The sequence below is a fragment of the Arthrobacter zhaoguopingii genome (assembly GCF_009828595.1).
Taxonomy (GTDB): domain Bacteria; phylum Actinomycetota; class Actinomycetes; order Actinomycetales; family Micrococcaceae; genus Arthrobacter_D; species Arthrobacter_D zhaoguopingii.
Genome location: NZ_WPNY01000001.1, coordinates 105,150 through 123,746 on the forward strand (window position 1 = coordinate 105,150; position 18,597 = coordinate 123,746).

The following is an 18,597-nucleotide window of genomic DNA, read 5'->3' on the forward strand; positions in this document are numbered from 1 at the left end:
CGGGGAGTGGCGGCGGGGATTATCGGGTTAAACGGTCCGGCCACCGCAGCGGGGGAACACTGCGGTGGCCGGTGTCGACGCTCTGTCAGAGGTAAGCGTCAATCGTGCGGTGTTGCTTAGGCCTGATCGGCGCTGCGGCGGCGGACCATGTAGGTTCCGCCTGCTGCTGCGGCCAGGACGAGGCCACCGCCGAGGGCGAGGGCGCCGACGTTGGATCCGGTCTCCTGGGTGGCTCCCGTGTCAGCGCCACCGTTGGGCATCGCGCCCATCTGCGAGGCGACAAGGGTTCCACACAGTGCCGGTGAGGTTGCTGCCAGCGGAAGGTCCGGGGTCAGGTCGCTCTTGGCTTCCTGGGCTTCGGGGCTCAGCGTTGCGGGGTCAAGGCCGTGGACGACGACGACGGCGGTGCCGGCTTCGAGGGAGGCCTTGGTCTCGGCGTTGAGGTCGATCTCACGCTGGATGGTGTAGCTGCCGCCCTGGCCGCCGAGCTTGACGTTCAGGCCCTCTTCGGGGCTGGTGGCGCCGGAGGTGGTCAGCGTGGTGAGGATGCCGCCGTAGGAGGGTGCGCCTTCAGTGGTGCTGATGACACCGTCGCCGTTTTCATCGGCTGCGGGGGTCGGGCAGACACCCTCGGCGCCGCCGTGGATGTGCTGGACGTGGGGGTAGGGCCCGTCCATGAAGGTCTCGGCCAGGCCGGAGACCTGCAGGTTGACCATTGCCTTGTCGCCGGTGACATCCACGGTGATGGTGCCTGCGCCGGTGCTGCCGTTGAGCTGGCCGAGGGTGGAGGAGTAGGAGCCGTCCGCCGCCAGGGCGGGGGCGGCGGAGAGCGCCAGCATGCCGAGGGCGAGGGAGGGTACTGCGAGGAGCCGCATGTTCTTGTTCATGGAGATCAATTTCCTTCACTGTGCGGTGAGCGCACATCTTGGGATGTGCTTATAGGGTGTTCGGCGGGCCCTGCAAAGTGGATTGGTTGTTTCGGGAAATAACCAAAAAATATTCAGCAGCCTTACCTTGTTCTGCATGTTACGGCTGTTTTCCGGCAAAAAACTTTTCCCTGTTACAGGTGATTCGGTTGTTGCGGATGGTGCCGGGGTGCAGGACCATATCCCTATGGAATCGCTGAGCGCCGACGTCATCGACCTGCAGGAGGCCGCGGAAGGCCGGGAGCAGGGCCGGGCGGGTGATCTCGAAGAACTGGAGACGCTGCGGCTGCGGCGGGTACAGATCCTCCTCGATGCGCGCCTTGCCTGTGAGAAGGCGGAGGCGAGCGGGAAGGACGCCGGTCCGGGCACGGCCCAGAGCCGGTTATGCGAGGCCGTTAGGGCACTGGAGGAGGTTGACGACCTGCTGTTCAGTGCCAGGCTCCGCCGGGCGGCTCCACTCGCCGGATAGCCCGCCGGCCCACGACGCCGCTGCCGGGGACGCACCCGACCGTGCTTCCCGGCAGCGGCCCTCCCGGCGGCGCAGCCGGGCCCCGCGCCCTGAAGCGCCCTCCGCCGCTAGGAGACAGGGACCCGCGGCGCGAACATGATGATGGCCACGCCGGCAAGGCACACGCCGGCCCCGAGGATGTCCCACCGGTCCGGCCGGAAGCCGTCGAGCGCGACGCCCCAGGCGAGCGAGCCCGCCACGAACACCCCGCCGTAGGCGGCCAGGATCCTCCCGAAGTGGGGATCGGGCTGGAGGGTCGCTAGGAAGCCGTACACGCCCAGCGCGATCAGGCCGATGCCCGCCCACCACCAGGGGCGGCCTTCACGCACCGCCTGCCACACCATCCAGGCCCCGCCGATCTCAGCGACCGCGGCCAGGGCGAAGAGCACCACCACTTTCAGGATCATCCCCTTAGTGTCGCCCATTCCGCGGAACTGGGGATGGGGGAGGAACCGAAGCCAACGCCGGCCGGTCCCAGATGGCGGCCGGGTACCTTGAATTGCCATCTCTCAGGCCGTCCCTCAGCTCATGACCACCGAGCAGGTCCAGGCCTCCGATGTCGTGATCACCATAGGTGGCGGGGATGTGTGCCCGGACTTTCCCGGCAAGCGCTACGAGGACTGGGAGTTGGCCGATCCCCGGGGCCGGCCCCTCGAGGAGGTCCGCGCCATCCGTGATGACGTCCGGGCCCGGGTCGAAAATCTCCTGGCCGGGCTGTTCCCGGCCGGCGCCCAGAGGGCCGACGCGCGTCCACGCCTGTCCCGGACATCCCAGCACGGGTCCGAAGGAAGGACCGAACCGCCAACAGTACGGTCAGTGGATGAGCTTGAGCCCAATGATGCCGCCGATGATCATCGTCAGGAAGACGATCTTCAGCAGCGACGCCGGCTCGGTTCCGGTGGCCATGGCGTAAATGATCGTCAGCGACGCGCCGATCCCGACCCACACGGCGTAGGACGTGCCTACGGGCAGCGTGCGCATGGCATAGGCCAGGCCGGCCATGCTGGCAAGGATGGAGACGACGAAGACGATGGTCGGCCCCATCCGGCTCAGGCCGTCCGACTTGCCCAGCGCCGTCGCCCAGACCGCCTCCAGGACACCGGAAATCACGAGCACGATCCACGCCATCACAGACTCCTCCGGGCCGTCTTGTCGCACACCGGGTACGGCACCCATCGTCCGGGAGCGCCCTGCTGGGCCGCTCCCTCCCATTTAGTCACGCCCGGGGCGAAACCTCCAAGGTGCTGCGCCGCACGGACACCGCGCAGGCCTGGCGCGCGGCCGGCGCCTCCTGCAGGTATGTGGGCGGATCCCGTCTGGGTTCTTTCGTCCTACTTCGTGAGGTCCACGTGGGCGGCGATCTCCACCAGCTGGTCGGGAAGCGCCAGATCGGTCACGCCCCAGGCATTGCTGGCGGGCCGGTAGTCGCCGAAATACTCCTTGTGGAGCGCTCCAAAGGTGGCGAAGTTCTCGCGGAAGTCCCGCAGGAAGACGTTCGTTTCAACGATCTGGTCGCGCCTGGCATGAAAGTGCGCCAGTACATGGTCGATGTTTTCGAACGTCACCCGGACCTGCGCGCCGAAGTCTCCGACGTGAAGGAAGTTGCCCTCCAGATCGTGGGACAGCTGCCCGGATATCCTCAAGTTAGTCCCGACCCGCAACCCCTGGCAGTAACCGAACGCGTCTTCCCAGGGGAGGCCAAAGCTGAAGACCGAATCCGTATTTTCCATCTCGTGTCCCATCTGATCGTGAAGGTCAATGGGCGCGCCGATGGGTTGCCTCCGTCAGCACCCCATCCGGTCTCGGACGTGGGTTCAGTTCCAGTCCGATAACTTCACCATAGGTACGGCATCCGGCCCGGAGAAGGGATGGAGCTTCGTTGGTGGAATGTGACGGGCCCCGGGCGTCAGTGCCCCCGGTCGATCCACTCCTGCAGGTGCGGGGCCTCCGCCCCGATGGTCGTGGAGTCGCCGTGGCCGGTCAGCACCTCGGTGGCCGCCGGGAGGGTGAGCAGCCGGGTCCGGATCGACTCGATGATGGTGCCGAAGTCGCTGTAGGACCGCCCGGTGGCGCCGGGCCCGCCCGAGAAGAGGGTGTCACCGGAGAAGAGCACCCCGTCGGGTCCCAGGCCGGGAGCCCGGAAGCAGACCGACCCAGGGGAGTGGCCGGAGGTATGCAGGGCGGTGAGTTCCACCCCGCCCACGGAAAACACGTCGCCGTCGGTAATCTCAGCGTCGGCGGCGGTGTCCGGATGCACCTGCTCCCACAGCATGGTGTCGGCCGGGTGCAGGTGGACCGGCGCGCCCAGCCTCGCCGCGACGTCCCGGACGGCCCGGATGTGGTCGTCGTGGCCGTGGGTGAGCAGGACCGCCTTGACGGTGCGTCCGTTGACGGCGTCCACGACGGCCTGAGGGTCGTGGGCGGGGTCGATCACCACGCATTCCTGATCATCACCGACGATCCACACGTTGTTGTCCACCTCCCACGTGCCGCCGTCGAGGGAGAACGTTCCGGAGGTCACCAGGTGCTCGACGCGGACCCGGCCCGTGGCGTCGGTGCGCGGGGATGCCGGACCGGCGCTCACCGTGCGGCCTCCGTCTGGGCTGCGGCAGCGGAGGCCGATCGGCTGTCGGTGATTTCCACGACGGAGCGCAGCACCTTGCCGGTCTTCATCTTCTCGAAGGCGGGCTCCACGTCGCCGAGTCCGATCCGCTCCGAGACGAAGCCGTCGAGGTCCAGCCGGCCCAGCCGGTACTGATCCACCAGCATGGGCAGGTCCCGGGAGGGCAGGGTGTCCCCGTACCAGGCCGACTTGATCGATCCGCCGCGGCCGAAGACCTGGTCGAGCGGAATCTCCCAGGTGGTGCCGGGGTCAGGGACGCCGACGAGGACCAACCGCCCGGCGAGATCGCGCGCCTCGAAGGCCTGCCGAAAGGTGGCGGCGATCCCGACGGCGTCGATGACGACGTCGGCGCCGAAGCCGCCGGTGAGTTCCCGGATCGCCTCGACGGGGTCCTGTTCCCTGGAGTTCACGGTGTGCGTCGCGCCGAAGGAGCGGGCGGTGGCGAGCTTGTCGTCGTCGAGGTCCACGGCGATGATCGTCGTGGCGCCGGCCAGCTGAGCCCCGGCGACCGCGGCCGTACCGACACCGCCGCAGCCGATGACGGCCACGGACTCGCCGCGCTGCACGGCACCGGTGTTGAGCACCGCGCCGATGCCGGCCATCACGCCGCAGCCGAGCAGGCCCACGGCCGCGTACTGATGCTCCGCAAGGTCGCCTTCGATCTTCGTGCACTGTCCCGCGGCGACGAGGGTCTTCTCGGCGAAGGCGCCGATGCCCAGTGCGGGGGACAGCTCGGTGCCGTCGAGCAGGGTCATCTTCTGCGTGGCGTTATGGGTGTTGAAGCAGTACCAGGGCTGGCCCTTGCGGCAGGCCCGGCACTGCCCGCACACGGCACGCCAGTTCAGGATCACCCGATCCCCGGGGGCCACCTCCGTGACGCCCTCGCCGACCGCGGAGACGACGCCGGTCGCCTCGTGCCCAAGCAGGTAGGGGAAATCGTCGCCCACCGCACCGACCTTGTAGTGATGGTCCGTCTGGCAGACCCCGCAGGTGAGCACGTCGACCAGCGCCTCACCGGGCCCCGGATCGGGAACCAGGATGGTCTCAACGGCGGCGGGCCCGTTCTTGGCCCGTACGACGACGGCTTGAACCTCATGCATGGAAATCCCTTTCGGCTGGAGGAGAGCCCACCGGGCCCGCAGTGCCGTTCCCTGTGGAGAAACTCGTCTTCCCCACACTACTGAAGACCAGCGGACGCACGCATGATGCCACCTTCACGAGACGAGGAGCCTTGACGTCGCGCCCCTATTGACGCCCTCGGAATGCGGTTCGACGATTGAAGCTCCACAGCGCGGCGTCGGAAAGATCATGGAGCACGATTTCGGGACCAGCCAGGTGAGGGAACGCCCGCACGATGACGGCCGCGTGGCTTACCGGTTGCTCGGACCGCTGGCAGTGACCGTTCGGGGGCGGCTGCTCCCCCTCGGGGGCCTCCGCCGCCGGGCCGTCCTGGCACTCCTGCTCGTCGCCCGGGGGGCATCCGTGGGCGAGGACGCAATCATCGATGCCGTCTGGGGGGATAATCCGCCGAGGGATGCACGCAACGGTCTCCAAAGCCATATCTCGAGACTGCGTGCATCGTGGGTACAGGCGGCCCCTGACCTGGAATGCCCGGTGCTGCGCACCCCTGGCGGTTACCGTCTGGCGATGACAGGCAGCGACGTCGACGTGGACGAGGTGACCTCCTCCGTGGCTGCCGCAGCACAATCGCTGGATTCCCGTCCGGCCTCCGCTGTCTCGTTGCTCCTCCGCGCACTGGCTTGTTGGCGGGGCCGGCCGCTGCAGGAGTTCGCCGGTCTGCCCGGCTGGCCGGATTCCGCGCTGGCCGCAGAGCAGCTCCATCTTGATGCACTGCACCGGAGGATCACCGAGGATCTGGTCGAAGCCCGCCTCGCGGCAGGGCTGTACGACGAGGCGCTGCCGGACCTGCGCCGGATGACGGCGCAGGATGTTCTGAGCGAGAGGCCGCACCGCCTGCTGGCCCTGGGGTTGTACCGCGGCGGGAAACCCACCGAGGCGTTGGATACGCTCCGCGGATACCGGGCGCGCCTGGCCGAAGAGGCCGGATTGGATCCTTCGGCGGAGCTCGGCGCACTGGAAGCCAACATCCTGGCGCAGCACCCCGCTCTGGAACCGCAGCGCGGTAGGTCTACCACTAATGCCCCGCGGCCTCCGCGGGCCTGGCTGAGCCCTCCGGCCCCGCTGCTCGGCCGGGATGCCGATCTGCGGCGGGTGCGGGACGCCATGGCCGTGTCACCGCTGGTGACGGTGACCGGCACGGGAGGGGTGGGGAAGACGCGGTTGGCCATGGAAGTTGTCTCCGCCATGGCACGGGACCCCGATGCGTTCCCCGTGGTGGTGCTGGAGCTTTCGTCCCTGCGCCGTGGTGACAGCATTGACCCGGTTCTTGCCGGCATGCTCGGCGTTCGTCCGGGCCCGGAGGAACCGCTCGGGAAAATCCTCGTGGATTACCTGAGGACCCGGCGGCTTGTCCTGGTGCTCGACAACTGTGAGCACCTGCTCGGCGAGGTCGCGGACCTCCTCGAGCGGGTGCTCAGTGATGGCCCTGCCCTGACGGTCCTGGCCACCAGCCGGGAGCGGCTTGGGCTCCGGTCCGAGCAGGTGGTTCCGCTGGGACCGCTCTCCACCCACAACGAAGCACAGGATTCCACGGAGGCGCCGGCCCAGGGGCATCGATCGGTGGCAGCGCGGCTCTTCGAACAACGCGCGCGGCGGGTCCAGGATGACTTCACGCTTGACGAGCGAACCCTTCCCGCCGTCGACGAGTTGTGCCGCCGCCTCGACGGCCTTCCCCTGGCGATCGAACTCGCCGCCGGTCAGGTGCGGACCCTTGGTGTGATGGGCCTGCGGGACCGGCTCGACGACCGGCTGGATCTGCTGTCCCTGCCGCGGCAGTCGTCGCTGCGGACAGTCATCGACAGGTCCTACGCGCTGCTCACGGCTCCGGAAAGAGCGATGTTCGCCGGGCTGTCGGTATTCGACGGTGGGTTCACCCTCGAGGCCGCCGAGCGGGTCGCCGGCGGGACCCTTGCCGGGTGCTCGACGGTCAAGGCCCTCACCCGTCTGGTCGACGCGTCCATGGTCTCGGTCCGCCAGGACAGGAGTGGACGCCTCCGCTACTCGTTGCTCGAGACCCTCCGCGCCTACGCCGCCGAACGGCTCGCGGCGGATACGGCGGCCGGCGGTGCGGAGCTTTCGCACACCGCGTGGGTCGTGGAACTCGTGGAGGAAGCCGAGGGTGCTCTCGAGGGACCCGATGAGGCGCAGTGGGTCGGAATCCTGGAAGCCGAACTGCCCAATATCCGCACGGCGTGGCAGGGATGTATCAGCCGGTCCGACCTCACGGCGGCCGCAAGGATCACAGTCGCCCTGGCGAACTACGCGCAGATCCACGAACAGTCCGAACTGTGGCCCTGGGCCCGGGCCCTGGCGGTCCATCCCGACCTGGCAGGACATCCCCTTTCCGTGGCCGTCCAGAGCGCGGCTGCGCAGGCCGCCTGCCTGCAGGGTGATCTCGATGAAGCGGAGCGGCTCCTGGTTGCAGCGCGGCAGACCCTCAAGGCCCACCCGCAGGTCTCACAACGGGCATGGCTGTGCCCGGCGTCGGCGAACATCGTGGCGATCTTCAGGGGCTCCTACCTCGAGGCGGAAAGACTTGCCCGTGAAGCCTTCGATGCCCCGTCCGTCTCGCCGCTGTGGAGGGTCATCCTGCTGGCGGACATCGCCCTGGCCCGGCTGTACCGCGGCGATGTCGAGGGCGCGCGCGACGCCGTGACCCCCTGTGTCCGGCTCGCGGCCGCCGTTGGCTGCCCCGCCGGACGCTCGTTCGCTTACTTCGTCGACGGGGAGGTGGCGCTGGTCGACGACCCCGACAGGGCTGCCACCGCTCTGGAGGAGGCGGTGGCAGCCGCCCGGACCGTGAAGGCGGGCTACGTAGAAGGCGTTGCGATGGTCTCCCTTCTCTCCGGCGCCATGCGGGGGCGGGACTACGGCCGTGCGGCCGCGGCGTTCCCTGCCGTCATCGAGCACTGGCAGCGCTCGGGCATGTGGGTCCAGCAGTGGACCACGCTGCGCCTGCTGGCCGAACTGCTCACCGACCTCGATCGGCCCCGGCCCGCCGTCGTCCTGCTGTCCGCGGCCGAGTGCGCACCCGAAGCGTCGGTTGTCGGAGGCCCAGAGGCAGACCGCGCCGCGGAGCGGTGGGTGCATCTGGCCCGCTGCCTCGGTCCGTCGGACACCACGCGTTGCGTGGCCATTGGCTCGGCGCTGACCCGGTCCGAGGCAATTGCCTACGCGCTCGGCACCGCCGTTCCCCAGGCGCGCGAGGCGGCCGGAAGCCGAGGCGCCACCCGTCAGTGAGGTGACCGTCGGGGTGGCATGCCGGTTTGTCAGCCGATGGTGCGTGACCTGCAAGGGTCTCCTGCGACCGTGGTTCCACCACCTCAACAAAGGAGTTTCCGTGACTATCAATGAAACCGAGCTGAACGCCCTGACCGCACAGCTGGCCACCGAGCTTGCAGGCGCGTGGGGGGTCGTCTCAGTCCATCTGGGGGTGCGGCAGGGCCTCTACCGGGCCCTCTCCGCCGGCCCCGCGAGTGCAGGCGAACTGGCTGGGCGGACCGGCACCAACGAACGCCTGCTTCAGGAATGGCTGGTGGGCCAGTCCCTGGCCGGATACATCACCGCGGATCCCGACGGCCGGTACAGCCTCTCGCCGGAACAGGGCATGGTTCTGGCTGTCGAGGAATCACCGGCATACCTTGGCGGCCTCACCGAGGTGCTTGCCGCCACGGTCCAGGGGCAGCAACGCATCGACGCCGCGTTCAGCTCGGACGGAGCGTTGGCCTGGGGAGACCAGAATCCGGGGCTGTTCGACGGCTTCGACCGCTCGTTCGGTCCGGTATACCGTGCGTGCCTCTTCAGCCAATGGCTTCCGGCGCTCTCGGGGATCGAGTCCAAACTGGCCGCAGGCGCCAGTGTTGCCGACATCGGCGCCGGGCATGCGACGGCGTTGACGCTCATGGCTGCCGAGTACCCGGCCTCGCGGTTCGTCGCGGTCGACCTGCACCAGGGCTCGTTGGACGCGGCGGCCAAGAAGGCGGCGGCAGAAGGAGTGGCAGGCCGGATCCGGATGGAAAACGCCTCCGGAGCCGAGTACGGGGGAGGGCCGTATGACCTGATCACCTTCTTCGACTCCCTTCACGACATGGGGGACCCGGAACGGGTGATCGCGCACGCTGCCCGGCAGGTGGCCGAGGACGGCTCCGTGATGGCCGTTGAACCGATGACCGCCGAGGGCCCCGACGACGCGGCGGGATTGTTCGCCGCGCGGCTGTTCTACCCCAGCTCGGCGATGCTCTGCACCCCTTCGGCGCTGGCCGGCGGCACAACGGCCCTCGGCAATCAGGTCCCGGACGAAACGTGGGCGTACCTGTTCCACCGCAATGGGTTCACATCCTTCCGCCGCGTGGCCCAGACGCCGTTCAACCGCGTCTTCGAAGCACGCCGCTGAAGCCTGCAGGAATCCGCGCCCCCCCTAATCGCTGCCGCCGGCGGCCGTCAGGGGGGGGGGCGCGGATGGGCGCCACCCAGGATGACACCTACCCCTGACCGCAGCCGCGCACTATACAAAGCCGGCCGCATTTCGGCTAGGGGATATAGAAAAAGTGGCTCGTAGTGAAAACAAGGCGGGAAACCGGTGAAGCGCGGTGTTACCGTCCTCCCAGAACGTGTGCTTAGGCAACAGGTTCGCCACGGCGGCCTCCATCACGGAGCTCCGCCCAGCTGGGACATTTCACTAAGGAGAACCCTTGAATTCCACTACCCCTCCACGGCGGATGCGGCGCGCGATGGCGCTCGCCGTCACCGGCGCCGTCGTGCTCGCCCCCGTGAGTGCGTATGCCGCTCCCGGCTCCGATCCGGTCTCACCGTCAACCACCTCCTCACCCGGTGCCGACGGCGCACCCCCCAAGTCCGACGACCGCTCCGACCCGGTGGCCGACGCCCGCCGCGACCTCAACCAGAAGGCGGTGGAGAAGGTCATCTCCGGCGAGGCCAAGGTTGAGAACCGCAACGGCTCTCGAGCCGTCCGGGTCGCTCCGGGCCAGTGGGCCGAGTACGGGCTGACCGGCAGCGACCAGATCCTCTCCTTCCTCGTGGACTTCGGCGACCAGGTCGACCCCCGCTACCCGACCTCCGCGCCCGGTCCGAAGCGCAACACCATCAAGGAACCGAACCGAGCGGTGGACAACTCCACCTACTGGGCGCCACGCTTCGACCGGGCGCACTTCCTGGACATGTTCTTCAGCGGGGACGGCGAATCCCTCAAGGGCGTCTACGAGGAGATGTCCAGCGGCCGCTACACGGTCGACGGCGATGTGAGCGACTGGGTGACGGTCCCCTTCAACTCGGCCAGCTACGGCGAAACCGAGAGCCAGGCCGACATGACCCGGTTCGTGCAGGACACCGCCAATGCCTGGTACGACTCGCAGCTCGCCGCCGGGAAGACCCCCGCCGAGATCGACGCGTACCTGGCCACCTTCGACCAGTGGGACCGCTACGACTACGACAAGGACGGCGACTTCAACGAAGCCGACGGCTACATCGACCATTTCCAGGCCATCCACGCCGGCGAGGGCGAGGAAGCCGGGGCGCCCTCGTCTGCCATCTGGTCCCACCGCTGGGCCGTCGGCCAGGCCGGCCGGGGCACCTCAGGGCCCGCGGCGAACCCCTATGGCGGCATTAAGATCGGCAACTCCAACCTCTGGATCCGGGATTACACCACTGAGCCCGAGAACGGCGGCCTCGGAGTCTTCGCCCACGAATACGGCCACGACCTCGGCCTGCCCGACCTCTATGACACCAGCGGCGGCGAGAACGGCACCGGCTTCTGGACTCTCATGAGTTCCGGCTCCTGGCTGGGCCACGGCAAGGGCTCGATTGGCACCACCCCGAACCACATGGGAGCGTGGGAGAAGATCCAGCTCGGGTGGCTCGACTATGAGGTGGCCACGGCCGGCCGCGCCTCGACCCACACCATTGGTCCGTCCTTCCATGCGACGAAGGCCCCGCAGGCCGTCGTCGTGAACCTGCCCAAGGACGCGGCGGGCAAGAGCCGCTTCTACATCGCCGAGAACCGCCAGTACCTCGGCTACGACGGGATGCTCGCCACCGGCCCGTATAACTTCGGCTGGAGCCTGAGCGCCCCGGACACCGTGGAGCACTACACCTACCAGGACGGCCTGAGCATCACCTACTGGAACACCGCGCAGCGCAACAACAACACGCGCCAGCACCCGGGCGAGGGCCTCGCCCTGCCCGTGGACGCCCACCCGAAGCCACTGACCTGGTCTGACGGCACGGTGGTGCGCAACCGCATCCAGAGTTACGACGCCACCTTCGGTCGCCAGGCCACCGATCCGCTCAGCCTCCACCGCGAGCAGGCGACCGGCATGACGACGCTCACCGCGCCGTCGCAGCCGGGCGTCCCCCGCTTCGATGACACCAATCCCAACGCCTACTACGATCCGGCGAACCCGCAGGGCTCCGTCATCGTCGCCGGTACGGGCACCAGCATCGAAGTGATCCAGTCCAACCCGAACGGAATGCTCACCCTCCAGGTACGCTGACCCGCCGGGCACTGGCAAGGAGCCGGGAGGATTCTCCCGGCTCCTTCTGCGTTCATCGACGGTCAGCTGAGCGGGCGGATGGCCACGCCGTCCTCCCAGTGGAACAGGCGGCGTCCCTTTCCCCCGTCCAGCTCCACCCAGAGCACACTGGCATCCTCGACCAGGGCATCGACCACCCCGCGCACCGAACGGCCGTTGCCGAGTTCGACGACGACCGCGTCTCCGGCGCTCAGCTCCTGCCAGCGGCCCCGCGCGGCGGCGGCACCGTCCACGGACGACCAGGCCTCCGGCCGGCCGCGTTCAATACTCCTGGAAAGCAATTCGGCTCCTCTCAACGGACCTACGGCTCAACGGACATACGGCGCAAACCCGTGCCAGCCTGACAGGCAAAGATGAGCGTCTCCTGAGCCGCCGCTGGGAATCTCCCCACCTCCGGGCGGAGACCGCTGCCTCCGGATCGTCCGCCCGCCGGATCCGGCTCCGCTGCCGACATTGCCCCGCAGGCCCCGGCTCCGCTGCCGACATTGCCCCCGCAGGCCCCGGCGCGTAGAGTTCCCGCGCATGACCACCGTTGATGACCAGGGCCGGGTTGAACCTCCGCTCGCAGGCACCGAAGCCGAGACCCTGCTCGGTTACCTCGATTACCAACGCGCCACCCTTGCCTGGAAGGCGGGCGGACTCGACGCGGCGGGGCTGTCCGCCACGGTCGGCGTCTCGGCCCTGACCCTCGGAGGCCTGCTCAAGCACATGTCCTTCGTCGAGGACCACTGGTTCACCTATACCCTGCACGGACAGGACCGGCAGCCGCCGTGGGACGCAGTGGACTGGAAGACCGACCCCGACTGGGAGTGGCACTCCGCCGCCGGTGACGCCCCCGGTGAGCTCCTGTCCCTCTGGGAAGGGACGGTGGGACGGTCCCGCTCGCTGACCACCCAGGCGATTCGCGCGGGAGGGCTGGACCAGCGTGCCCAGCGCCCCTGGGCCAGCGGCGAGGCGCCGAGCCTGCGCTGGATCCTCGTCCACATGATCGAGGAGTACGCCCGGCACAACGGCCACGCCGACCTGCTGCGGGAATCCGTCGACGGAAGCACCGGAGAGTAACCCGGTACCTCTGTGGCCCGGCCGGCCCCACCGCGGCGCCGGCCACCCGAGGGGGCGGGCGGCGGGCGGCTGCCCCGAGCGTGGAAGTATTGGGGAATGAGCGATTCCCTTCCATCCCTCGAAGCGGCGCGGCGTGCGGTGACGGCCCTGGCCGGAGGGGGTGTGCACGACGTCGTCGTCGCCCCCGGCTCCCGCAGCGCACCGCTGGCCTACGCGCTGGCCGAGGCGGAGGCCGCCGGGCAGCTGACGCTCCATGTGCGCATCGACGAGCGCTCGGCCGGGTTCACGGCGCTGGGCCTGGCCCTGGGCGGGAAGCGGCCCGCGGCGGTGCTGACGACCTCGGGCACTGCCGTCGGGGAACTCCTGCCGGCCGTCATGGAGGCCAACCACGCGGCCGTGCCGCTGGTGGTGCTCTCGGCGGACCGGCCCGAGGAACTGCGCGGAACCGGCGCCAACCAGACGACGCAGCAGCCGGGCCTGTTCGGCAGCCACGTCCGGTGCGCCTTCGACGTGCCGGCGGGGGAGGACCCCGGGCCCTTCGTGGCCCGCGCGGTGCGCGAGGCCTGCGGCGGCGGAGCACCGGCAGGGCCGGTCCAGCTCAACCTTGCCTTCCGGGACCCGCTGGTACCGGCCGGGGACGCCTGGGACGCGCCGGTCGCAGCGCCGGCACTCCCGCACGATGCCGCGGCGGTGCCGTCGGTCGGCGGAGACGGCGCGGCCGGCTCCGCGGAGGCCCTCCAGGACGGAGAACGCCGGGCACCCTCAGCGCCGGCGTCCGGCGGCCCCGTCGTCGTGGCCGGCCACGGTGCCGGTGAGCTGGCGGCGGTCTTCGCCGCCCACCTCGGGCTGCCGCTGCTGGCCGAGCCGTCCTCCAATGCCCGGTTCGGCACCAGCGCCATCGCACCCTACCGCCTGCTCCTCGGGCACCTGGGCGCCGGCATCACCCGGGTGGTGGTCTTCGGCCGCCCGACGCTGTCCCGGCCGGTGGCCGCGCTGCTGGCCCGTACCGACATCGAGCGGGCACTCTACCTTCCGGAACCGGCGGCGTGGTTCGAGCCGGGCCGCCGCCCCGAGCGCATCATCGACAACCTTCCCGACCTCCTCGAGTTCGCCGGCCCGGCGGCGCCGGGCTGGCTTGAGGCCTGGCGCTCCGCCGGTGCGGCCGCCGATGCGGCCATCGCCACCCTGCTCGCCGGCGAGGAGGGCCTCACCGGTCCCGCCGTCGCCGAGGCCGTCTGGGAGCAGACGGACGGGTTCCTGGTGCTCGGCTCATCGAACCCCATTCGGGACGTCGACCTCACCGCAGCTCCGGGCTGGCACCCGCTCGAGGTGTTCGCCAACCGCGGGCTGGCAGGCATTGACGGCACGGTGTCGACGGCCACCGGCATTGCCCTGGCCACCGGGGTGCCCACCCGGGTGCTGATGGGCGACCTGACCTTCCTTCACGACGCAGGCGGGCTGCTCATTGGCGCAGGGGAGGCCGAGCCCGACCTGCAGCTGGTGGTGCTGAACGATCACGGCGGCGGGATCTTCGGCCTGCTTGAACACGGGGAGCCCGCGACGAAGGCACGCTACGGGGCCGCCGTGGAGCGGCTCTTCGGGACGCCGCAGCAGGTGGACCTGGCGGCGCTGGCCGCGGCGTACGGGGTGGCCTTCGAACGGGTCACCACGCTGCAGGGCCTTGAAACGGCAATGGAGCGGCCCCTCAGGGGCCGCTCCATTATCGAAGTCCAGGCGGACCGGCAGTCGCTGCGGGCGCTGCACGGCCGGATCCGGGATGCCGTCGATGCGGCATTCCGGGCGGTGGAGGGTTAGAGCACCTTCGAGAGGAACTCTTTGGTGCGCTCGTGCTGAGGGTTGCCGAGGACGTCCTCGGGCTTGCCCTGCTCCACCACGACGCCGCCGTCCATGAACACCACGCGGTCCCCGACCTCGCGGGCGAAACCCATCTCGTGGGTGACGACCATCATGGTCATGCCCTCCCGGGCCAGCTGCTTCATGACCTCGAGGACGTCGCCGACGAGCTCCGGGTCCAGTGCACTGGTGGGCTCGTCGAAGAGCATCATGTCAGGATCCATCGACAGCGCCCGCGCGATGGCGACACGCTGCTGCTGGCCTCCGGAGAGCTGCGCGGGGAAGGCATCCGCCTTCTCCGCGAGGCCGACCTTGGCCAGGTTTCGCCGGGCGACCTCGATGGCCTCTGACTTGCTGCGCTTCTTGGCGCGCTGCTGGGCGAGGGTCAGGTTGGCGAGCACGCTGAGGTGCGGGAACAGGTTGAACTGCTGGAAGACCATCCCGATGCGCGTGCGCATCTTGTCCAGGTCGGTCTCCTCATCGGTGATGTCGACGCCTTCGATTATGACGGTGCCCGTGGTCGGCTCCTCCAGCCGGTTCACGCAGCGCAGCAGCGTGGACTTGCCGGAGCCGGACGGCCCGATCACGCACACCACCTCGCCCTGGTCGACGTGGAAGTCGATGCCCTTGAGGACCTCATTGCTGCCGAAGCTCTTGCACAGGGCGCGGACGTCGATCGCCGGTTCGGTGGTGCTCACTGCGGAGGCACCCTTTGACGAACTGGTCACTGCCATCACCGGCCTCTCTTGTTGTGTCGTTCAAGTTTCGCGACAAGCTGCGTCAGCGGCAAGGTGATCGCGAGGTACATCAGGGCGGCGACCACCAGCGGGGTGGCGTTGGCCTGGCTCGTCACCGAGTCCCGGGCGAACACCGTGAGCTCGCGTTCGCCCAGGGCCATGCCGGCGATGAACAGCAGCGAGGTGTCCTTGATCAGGATCACCAGTTCGTTGGTCAACGGCGGGGTGATGATCCGAAACGCCTGGGGCAGCACGACGGACACCATGGTCCACGCCGGGTTCATGCCCAGCGAGCGGGCCGCCTCGACCTGGCCTTTGGGGACGGCCTCGATTCCCGCCCGGATCGTCTCGGCGATGTAGGCGGCCGCGACGACGATCAGTGCCATCAGGCCCGCTCCGGCGCTGCCTCCCGGCGGGCGCCACTGGAAGGCGATGGGGATGGCGAAGGCGAAGCCGAAGATCACCAGCAGCGCCGGAAGTCCCCGGAAGAGTTCGATGTAGGCGGTTGCGAACCAGCGGTAGGGCAGGACCGGGGACAGCTTCATGAGGGCCAGCAGGAGCCCGAGGAACAGCCCGCCGACGAACGCGATCGCCGTGTAGAGAATGGTGTTCCTGGCCGCGATGACGACGATTTCAGGGAATGTTTCCGCCGCTACTTCAAGGTTGAAGAAGTAGGAGCCGATCGTGTCCCAGTCGGCGAGGAGAACGACGACGAGGACCACGAGGATAAAGACCGCGTAAAGAACGCCTTGGACGAGGCGCCGGCGCGTAGAGGCTTTCACGCTGGGATGTACCTTCCTTCAGGAGATGGCGCGCTGGTGCCCCGGCGGCGTGCGGCCACCGGGGCACCAGCGGTGGTTTTTCTACTCCGCGAAGTAGGTGTCGTAGATTTCCTGGTACCTGCCGTTGTCGCGCAGGGTGGACAGCTGCTCGTCGACGGCGGAGACGAGGTCCTCGCTGCCTTCCTTGGCGAAGGCGAAACCGTACTGTTCGTCAGTCTTGTACTCCTCGGCGATGGTGAACGCGCCTTCTTCGGTGTGCCCGATGTTCACGGGCAGGTCCTGGAGCAGGGCGTCGACGTTGCCGGCCTGGATGGCGGCGTACATCTCCGCGTCGGACGGGAACGCGACGACCTTGGTGTCCGCAGGGACGTTCTCGCGGGTGTAGGTCTCCCCGGTGGTGCCCTGCTGGACGCCGACCGACTTGCCGGCGAGGTCATCGATGGACGCGACGTCCGAGTCGGCCGGTACCAGCAGTGACTGCAGCGAGTCGTAGTACGGCTCGGAGAACGTGAGGTTTTCCGCGCGCTCTTCGGTGATCGTGATGGCGCTGGCGCCGACGTCGCACTGCCCGGCGGCGATGACCGCGCCGCTCTGAAGTCCGTCGAAGCCGACGTCCTGGACATCGAGCTCAAGATCGAGGCCCGTGGCGATCTCGCGCATCAGATCGATATCGAAGCCGGTGTACTCGCCGTTTTCCTCGAACTCGAACGGGGGGTACGGAATATCGGAGCAGACGGTCAGGGCGCCGTCCTTCACCAGGTTGAGGCCGCCCGCCTCGCCTGAATCGCCTGCTTCATCGGAGCCGCCGCCGCAGGCGCTCAGCGCCAGCGTTCCGGCGGCCAGTGCGGCCAGCATTGCGGTTTTCTTGGAAGACATCGGATACCTCTGCTTTTGGACGGGTAGGAAAGGTCGTGTTGATTCTAACTGCACAAGAGATGTGCGTCACAGGCTACAGGAGATGCGTATTGGTAACCAAGCACTTTCCCAGGGCAATACGGCCGAGCTACCGGGAGAGGCCCAGCGCCTCGATCATCGGGCGGAATTTGCTCCACGTTTCGGCCAGTTCGGCCTGCGGTTGTGAGCCCTCGACGATTCCGCACCCTGCATACAGCCGCACCCGGGTGCTGCTTTCAATCACCGCGCCTCGCAGCGCGATGCCCCATTCGCCGTTGCCTTCGGCGTCGATCCAGCCGACCGGTCCGGCGTACGGTCCGCGCTCAAGGTGTTCAAGCTCACGGATCAGCGCGCCGGCAACGGTCGTCGGAGTGCCGCAGACCGCGGCCGTGGGGTGCAGCGCCTCGACCAGGGCGAGCGAGGTCGGCACCTCGCCGCCGCCGTCCCGGGTCAGCCGGGCCCGGACGTCCGAGGCCAGATGCCAGACATTGGGCAGCTGCAGCACGAAGGGCTCGCTGTGGGAGGTCATCGAGTCGGTGAACGGTTCAAGCTGGCGGGTCAGAGAGTCGATGGCGATCGAGTGCTCGTGGAGCTGCTTCGCCGACCCGGCAAGCACCCGCTCGGCATACCCCGGATCATCCGCCGGGGCTCCCGCGCGGTCGAGGGTGCCGGCGAGCACGCGGGCCTGCGCCGTCGAATCCTCAACCTTGATCAGCATTTCCGGGGTGGAGCCGATCAGCCCGTCCACGGAGTAGGTCCAGCAGTCCTCGTACCGCACCGCCAGCTCACGCAGGACCTGCGCCGTGGCGACTGGGGATCCGAGTTCGGCCACCACGTCGCGGGCCAGGACCACTTTGCTCAGCTCCCCGGCCTGGATCCGCCGCACCCCGCCGGCCACCGCCTCAAGGTACTGCTCCTCGGTGAGCACCCCCGGGGCGAGCCGGTCCTCGGGGTGCGGGGCCCGGGCGGGATCCACCTCCTCGAGGTAGGCGGCCAGGGCCGCCTCCGCTGCTTCGGCGCTCAGCTCGGTGTCGGCGTCGTTCGAGATATAGGTCAACCAGCTCTGCCCGTCGCGGCAGCCGATGATGATTTCCGGCACGATCAGCCGCGAGGCGTGCCGTGAGGTCTTCGAGAAGGCAAAGGAGCCGAACGCCACCAGACCGGTGCCCGGGACAGTGAGGCCGTTGACCACCTCGGCCGATTCCAGTTCCCTCCGCCACCACCGCTGCGCCTCCGCGAAGCGGTCCGGGCCGGAGGTGGTGAAACGGGTCACCTCGCCGAAGGCGACAAGGCCGCCTCCGCGCCGGATCCAGGTATGGGCGTCGTTGCGGACCACGTAATCGAGAAGACCCGTCTCGGGTTCGATCCGCCCCCGGGGGATGGTGATGCTTCTCAGGCCGCCCGCGCGCCCGGGTGCCGGGGCAAGCACGGCAGGAAAGGGATTGCTCATGATGATCCAAGCCTACTCCGGTGCGCAGGTGCGGCTTCCGGGGTGGGGCCCGTCCCGGCGGCCGCGGTCGGGT

At 68.8% G+C, this 18,597-nt stretch carries 17 protein-coding genes and 1 riboswitch; of the genes, 6 read left to right on the forward strand and 11 right to left on the reverse strand.

Translation table 11 applies throughout. From position 1 onward, the window contains the following. Window positions 1-116: 116 nt before the first annotated feature. Window positions 117-887 carry a CHRD domain-containing protein gene (locus GVV86_RS00515; protein WP_159617801.1) on the reverse strand — a complete coding sequence of 257 codons (771 nt, stop codon included), beginning with the start codon at window positions 885-887 and terminating at the stop codon, window positions 117-119. A gap of 226 nt (window positions 888-1,113) precedes the next feature. Here GVV86_RS00515 and GVV86_RS00520 point away from each other — a divergent pair, with 226 nt between their 5' ends. Next, entirely contained in the window at window positions 1,114-1,395 is a 282-nt protein-coding gene (locus GVV86_RS00520; protein ID WP_159617800.1) for a hypothetical protein, read from the forward strand. Window positions 1,396-1,502: 107 nt separating this feature from the next. On the opposite strand, the gene GVV86_RS00525 is transcribed toward GVV86_RS00520, so the two are convergent. From GVV86_RS00525 to GVV86_RS00545, 5 genes are all read right to left on the reverse strand, one after another. Then, window positions 1,503-1,841, reverse strand: coding sequence for a YnfA family protein (locus GVV86_RS00525; RefSeq protein ID WP_159617799.1), 339 nt, complete (start codon window positions 1,839-1,841; stop codon window positions 1,503-1,505). Between the two features lie 406 nt (window positions 1,842-2,247). After that, a complete protein-coding gene (locus GVV86_RS00530) occupies window positions 2,248-2,562 on the reverse strand; it encodes a DMT family transporter (protein WP_159617798.1) in 315 nt (104 codons plus the stop codon). A gap of 10 nt (window positions 2,563-2,572) precedes the next feature. Further along, window positions 2,573-2,641: riboswitch (guanidine-III (ykkC-III) riboswitch) on the reverse strand. A 124-nt stretch (window positions 2,642-2,765) separates the two neighbouring features. After that, a complete protein-coding gene (locus GVV86_RS00535) occupies window positions 2,766-3,164 on the reverse strand; it encodes a RidA family protein (RefSeq protein ID WP_201291314.1) in 399 nt (132 codons plus the stop codon). 176 nt (window positions 3,165-3,340) lie between these two features. After that, the gene (locus GVV86_RS00540) at window positions 3,341-4,018 is read right to left on the reverse strand and encodes an MBL fold metallo-hydrolase (protein WP_159800790.1); all 678 of its coding nucleotides are present in this window, start codon (window positions 4,016-4,018) and stop codon (window positions 3,341-3,343) included. Beyond that, a complete protein-coding gene (locus tag GVV86_RS00545) occupies window positions 4,015-5,157 on the reverse strand; it encodes an S-(hydroxymethyl)mycothiol dehydrogenase (protein ID WP_159800792.1) in 1,143 nt (380 codons plus the stop codon). Before GVV86_RS00545 ends, GVV86_RS00540 begins: the two co-directional genes overlap by 4 nt. A 208-nt stretch (window positions 5,158-5,365) precedes the next feature. On the opposite strand from GVV86_RS00545, the gene GVV86_RS00550 reads away from it, so the two are divergent. The 3 genes from GVV86_RS00550 (at window position 5,366) to GVV86_RS00560 (ending at window position 11,706) form a co-directional block, all read left to right on the forward strand. Further along, the gene (locus GVV86_RS00550) at window positions 5,366-8,437 is read left to right on the forward strand and encodes an AfsR/SARP family transcriptional regulator (RefSeq protein ID WP_159800794.1); all 3,072 of its coding nucleotides are present in this window, start codon (window positions 5,366-5,368) and stop codon (window positions 8,435-8,437) included. A 100-nt stretch (window positions 8,438-8,537) separates the two neighbouring features. Then, window positions 8,538-9,590, forward strand: a complete 1,053-nt coding sequence (locus GVV86_RS00555) for a class I SAM-dependent methyltransferase (RefSeq protein WP_159800796.1) — start codon at window positions 8,538-8,540, stop codon at window positions 9,588-9,590. A 298-nt stretch (window positions 9,591-9,888) separates the two neighbouring features. Further along, window positions 9,889-11,706, forward strand: coding sequence for an immune inhibitor A domain-containing protein (locus GVV86_RS00560; protein ID WP_343033049.1), 1,818 nt, complete (start codon window positions 9,889-9,891; stop codon window positions 11,704-11,706). Between the two features lie 62 nt (window positions 11,707-11,768). Here GVV86_RS00560 and GVV86_RS00565 read toward each other — a convergent pair whose 3' ends face one another. Beyond that, the gene (locus GVV86_RS00565; protein ID WP_246669824.1) at window positions 11,769-12,026 is read right to left on the reverse strand and encodes a hypothetical protein; all 258 of its coding nucleotides are present in this window, start codon (window positions 12,024-12,026) and stop codon (window positions 11,769-11,771) included. A 241-nt stretch (window positions 12,027-12,267) separates the two neighbouring features. Here GVV86_RS00565 and GVV86_RS00570 point away from each other — a divergent pair, with 241 nt between their 5' ends. Together GVV86_RS00570 and menD are read left to right on the forward strand one after the other, a co-directional pair. Further along, entirely contained in the window at window positions 12,268-12,807 is a 540-nt protein-coding gene (locus tag GVV86_RS00570; RefSeq protein WP_159800797.1) for a DinB family protein, read from the forward strand. Between the two features lie 96 nt (window positions 12,808-12,903). Then, window positions 12,904-14,622 carry a 2-succinyl-5-enolpyruvyl-6-hydroxy-3-cyclohexene-1-carboxylic-acid synthase gene (menD, locus tag GVV86_RS00575; protein ID WP_159800799.1) on the forward strand — a complete coding sequence of 573 codons (1,719 nt, stop codon included), beginning with the start codon at window positions 12,904-12,906 and terminating at the stop codon, window positions 14,620-14,622. Here the strand turns inward: menD and GVV86_RS00580 are convergent. The 4 genes from GVV86_RS00580 to GVV86_RS00595 form a co-directional block, all read right to left on the reverse strand. Then, entirely contained in the window at window positions 14,619-15,395 is a 777-nt protein-coding gene (locus tag GVV86_RS00580; RefSeq protein WP_159800801.1) for an amino acid ABC transporter ATP-binding protein, read from the reverse strand. The two genes, menD and GVV86_RS00580, sit on opposite strands and share 4 nt — an antisense overlap. Continuing rightward, window positions 15,395-16,180 (reverse strand): amino acid ABC transporter permease, encoded by a 786-nt coding sequence (locus tag GVV86_RS00585; RefSeq protein WP_159617789.1) that lies wholly within the window; start codon window positions 16,178-16,180, stop codon window positions 15,395-15,397. The genes GVV86_RS00580 and GVV86_RS00585 overlap by 1 nt, the downstream gene beginning before the upstream one ends. A gap of 81 nt (window positions 16,181-16,261) precedes the next feature. Then, complete coding sequence (locus GVV86_RS00590; RefSeq protein ID WP_159617788.1) at window positions 16,262-17,056, reverse strand: transporter substrate-binding domain-containing protein; 795 nt, start codon at window positions 17,054-17,056, stop codon at window positions 16,262-16,264. Window positions 17,057-17,183: 127 nt separating this feature from the next. Continuing rightward, on the reverse strand, window positions 17,184-18,524 hold the full coding sequence (locus tag GVV86_RS00595) for an isochorismate synthase (protein WP_159800803.1): 1,341 nt from the start codon (window positions 18,522-18,524) through the stop codon (window positions 17,184-17,186). Between the last annotated feature and the right edge of the window lie 73 nt (window positions 18,525-18,597).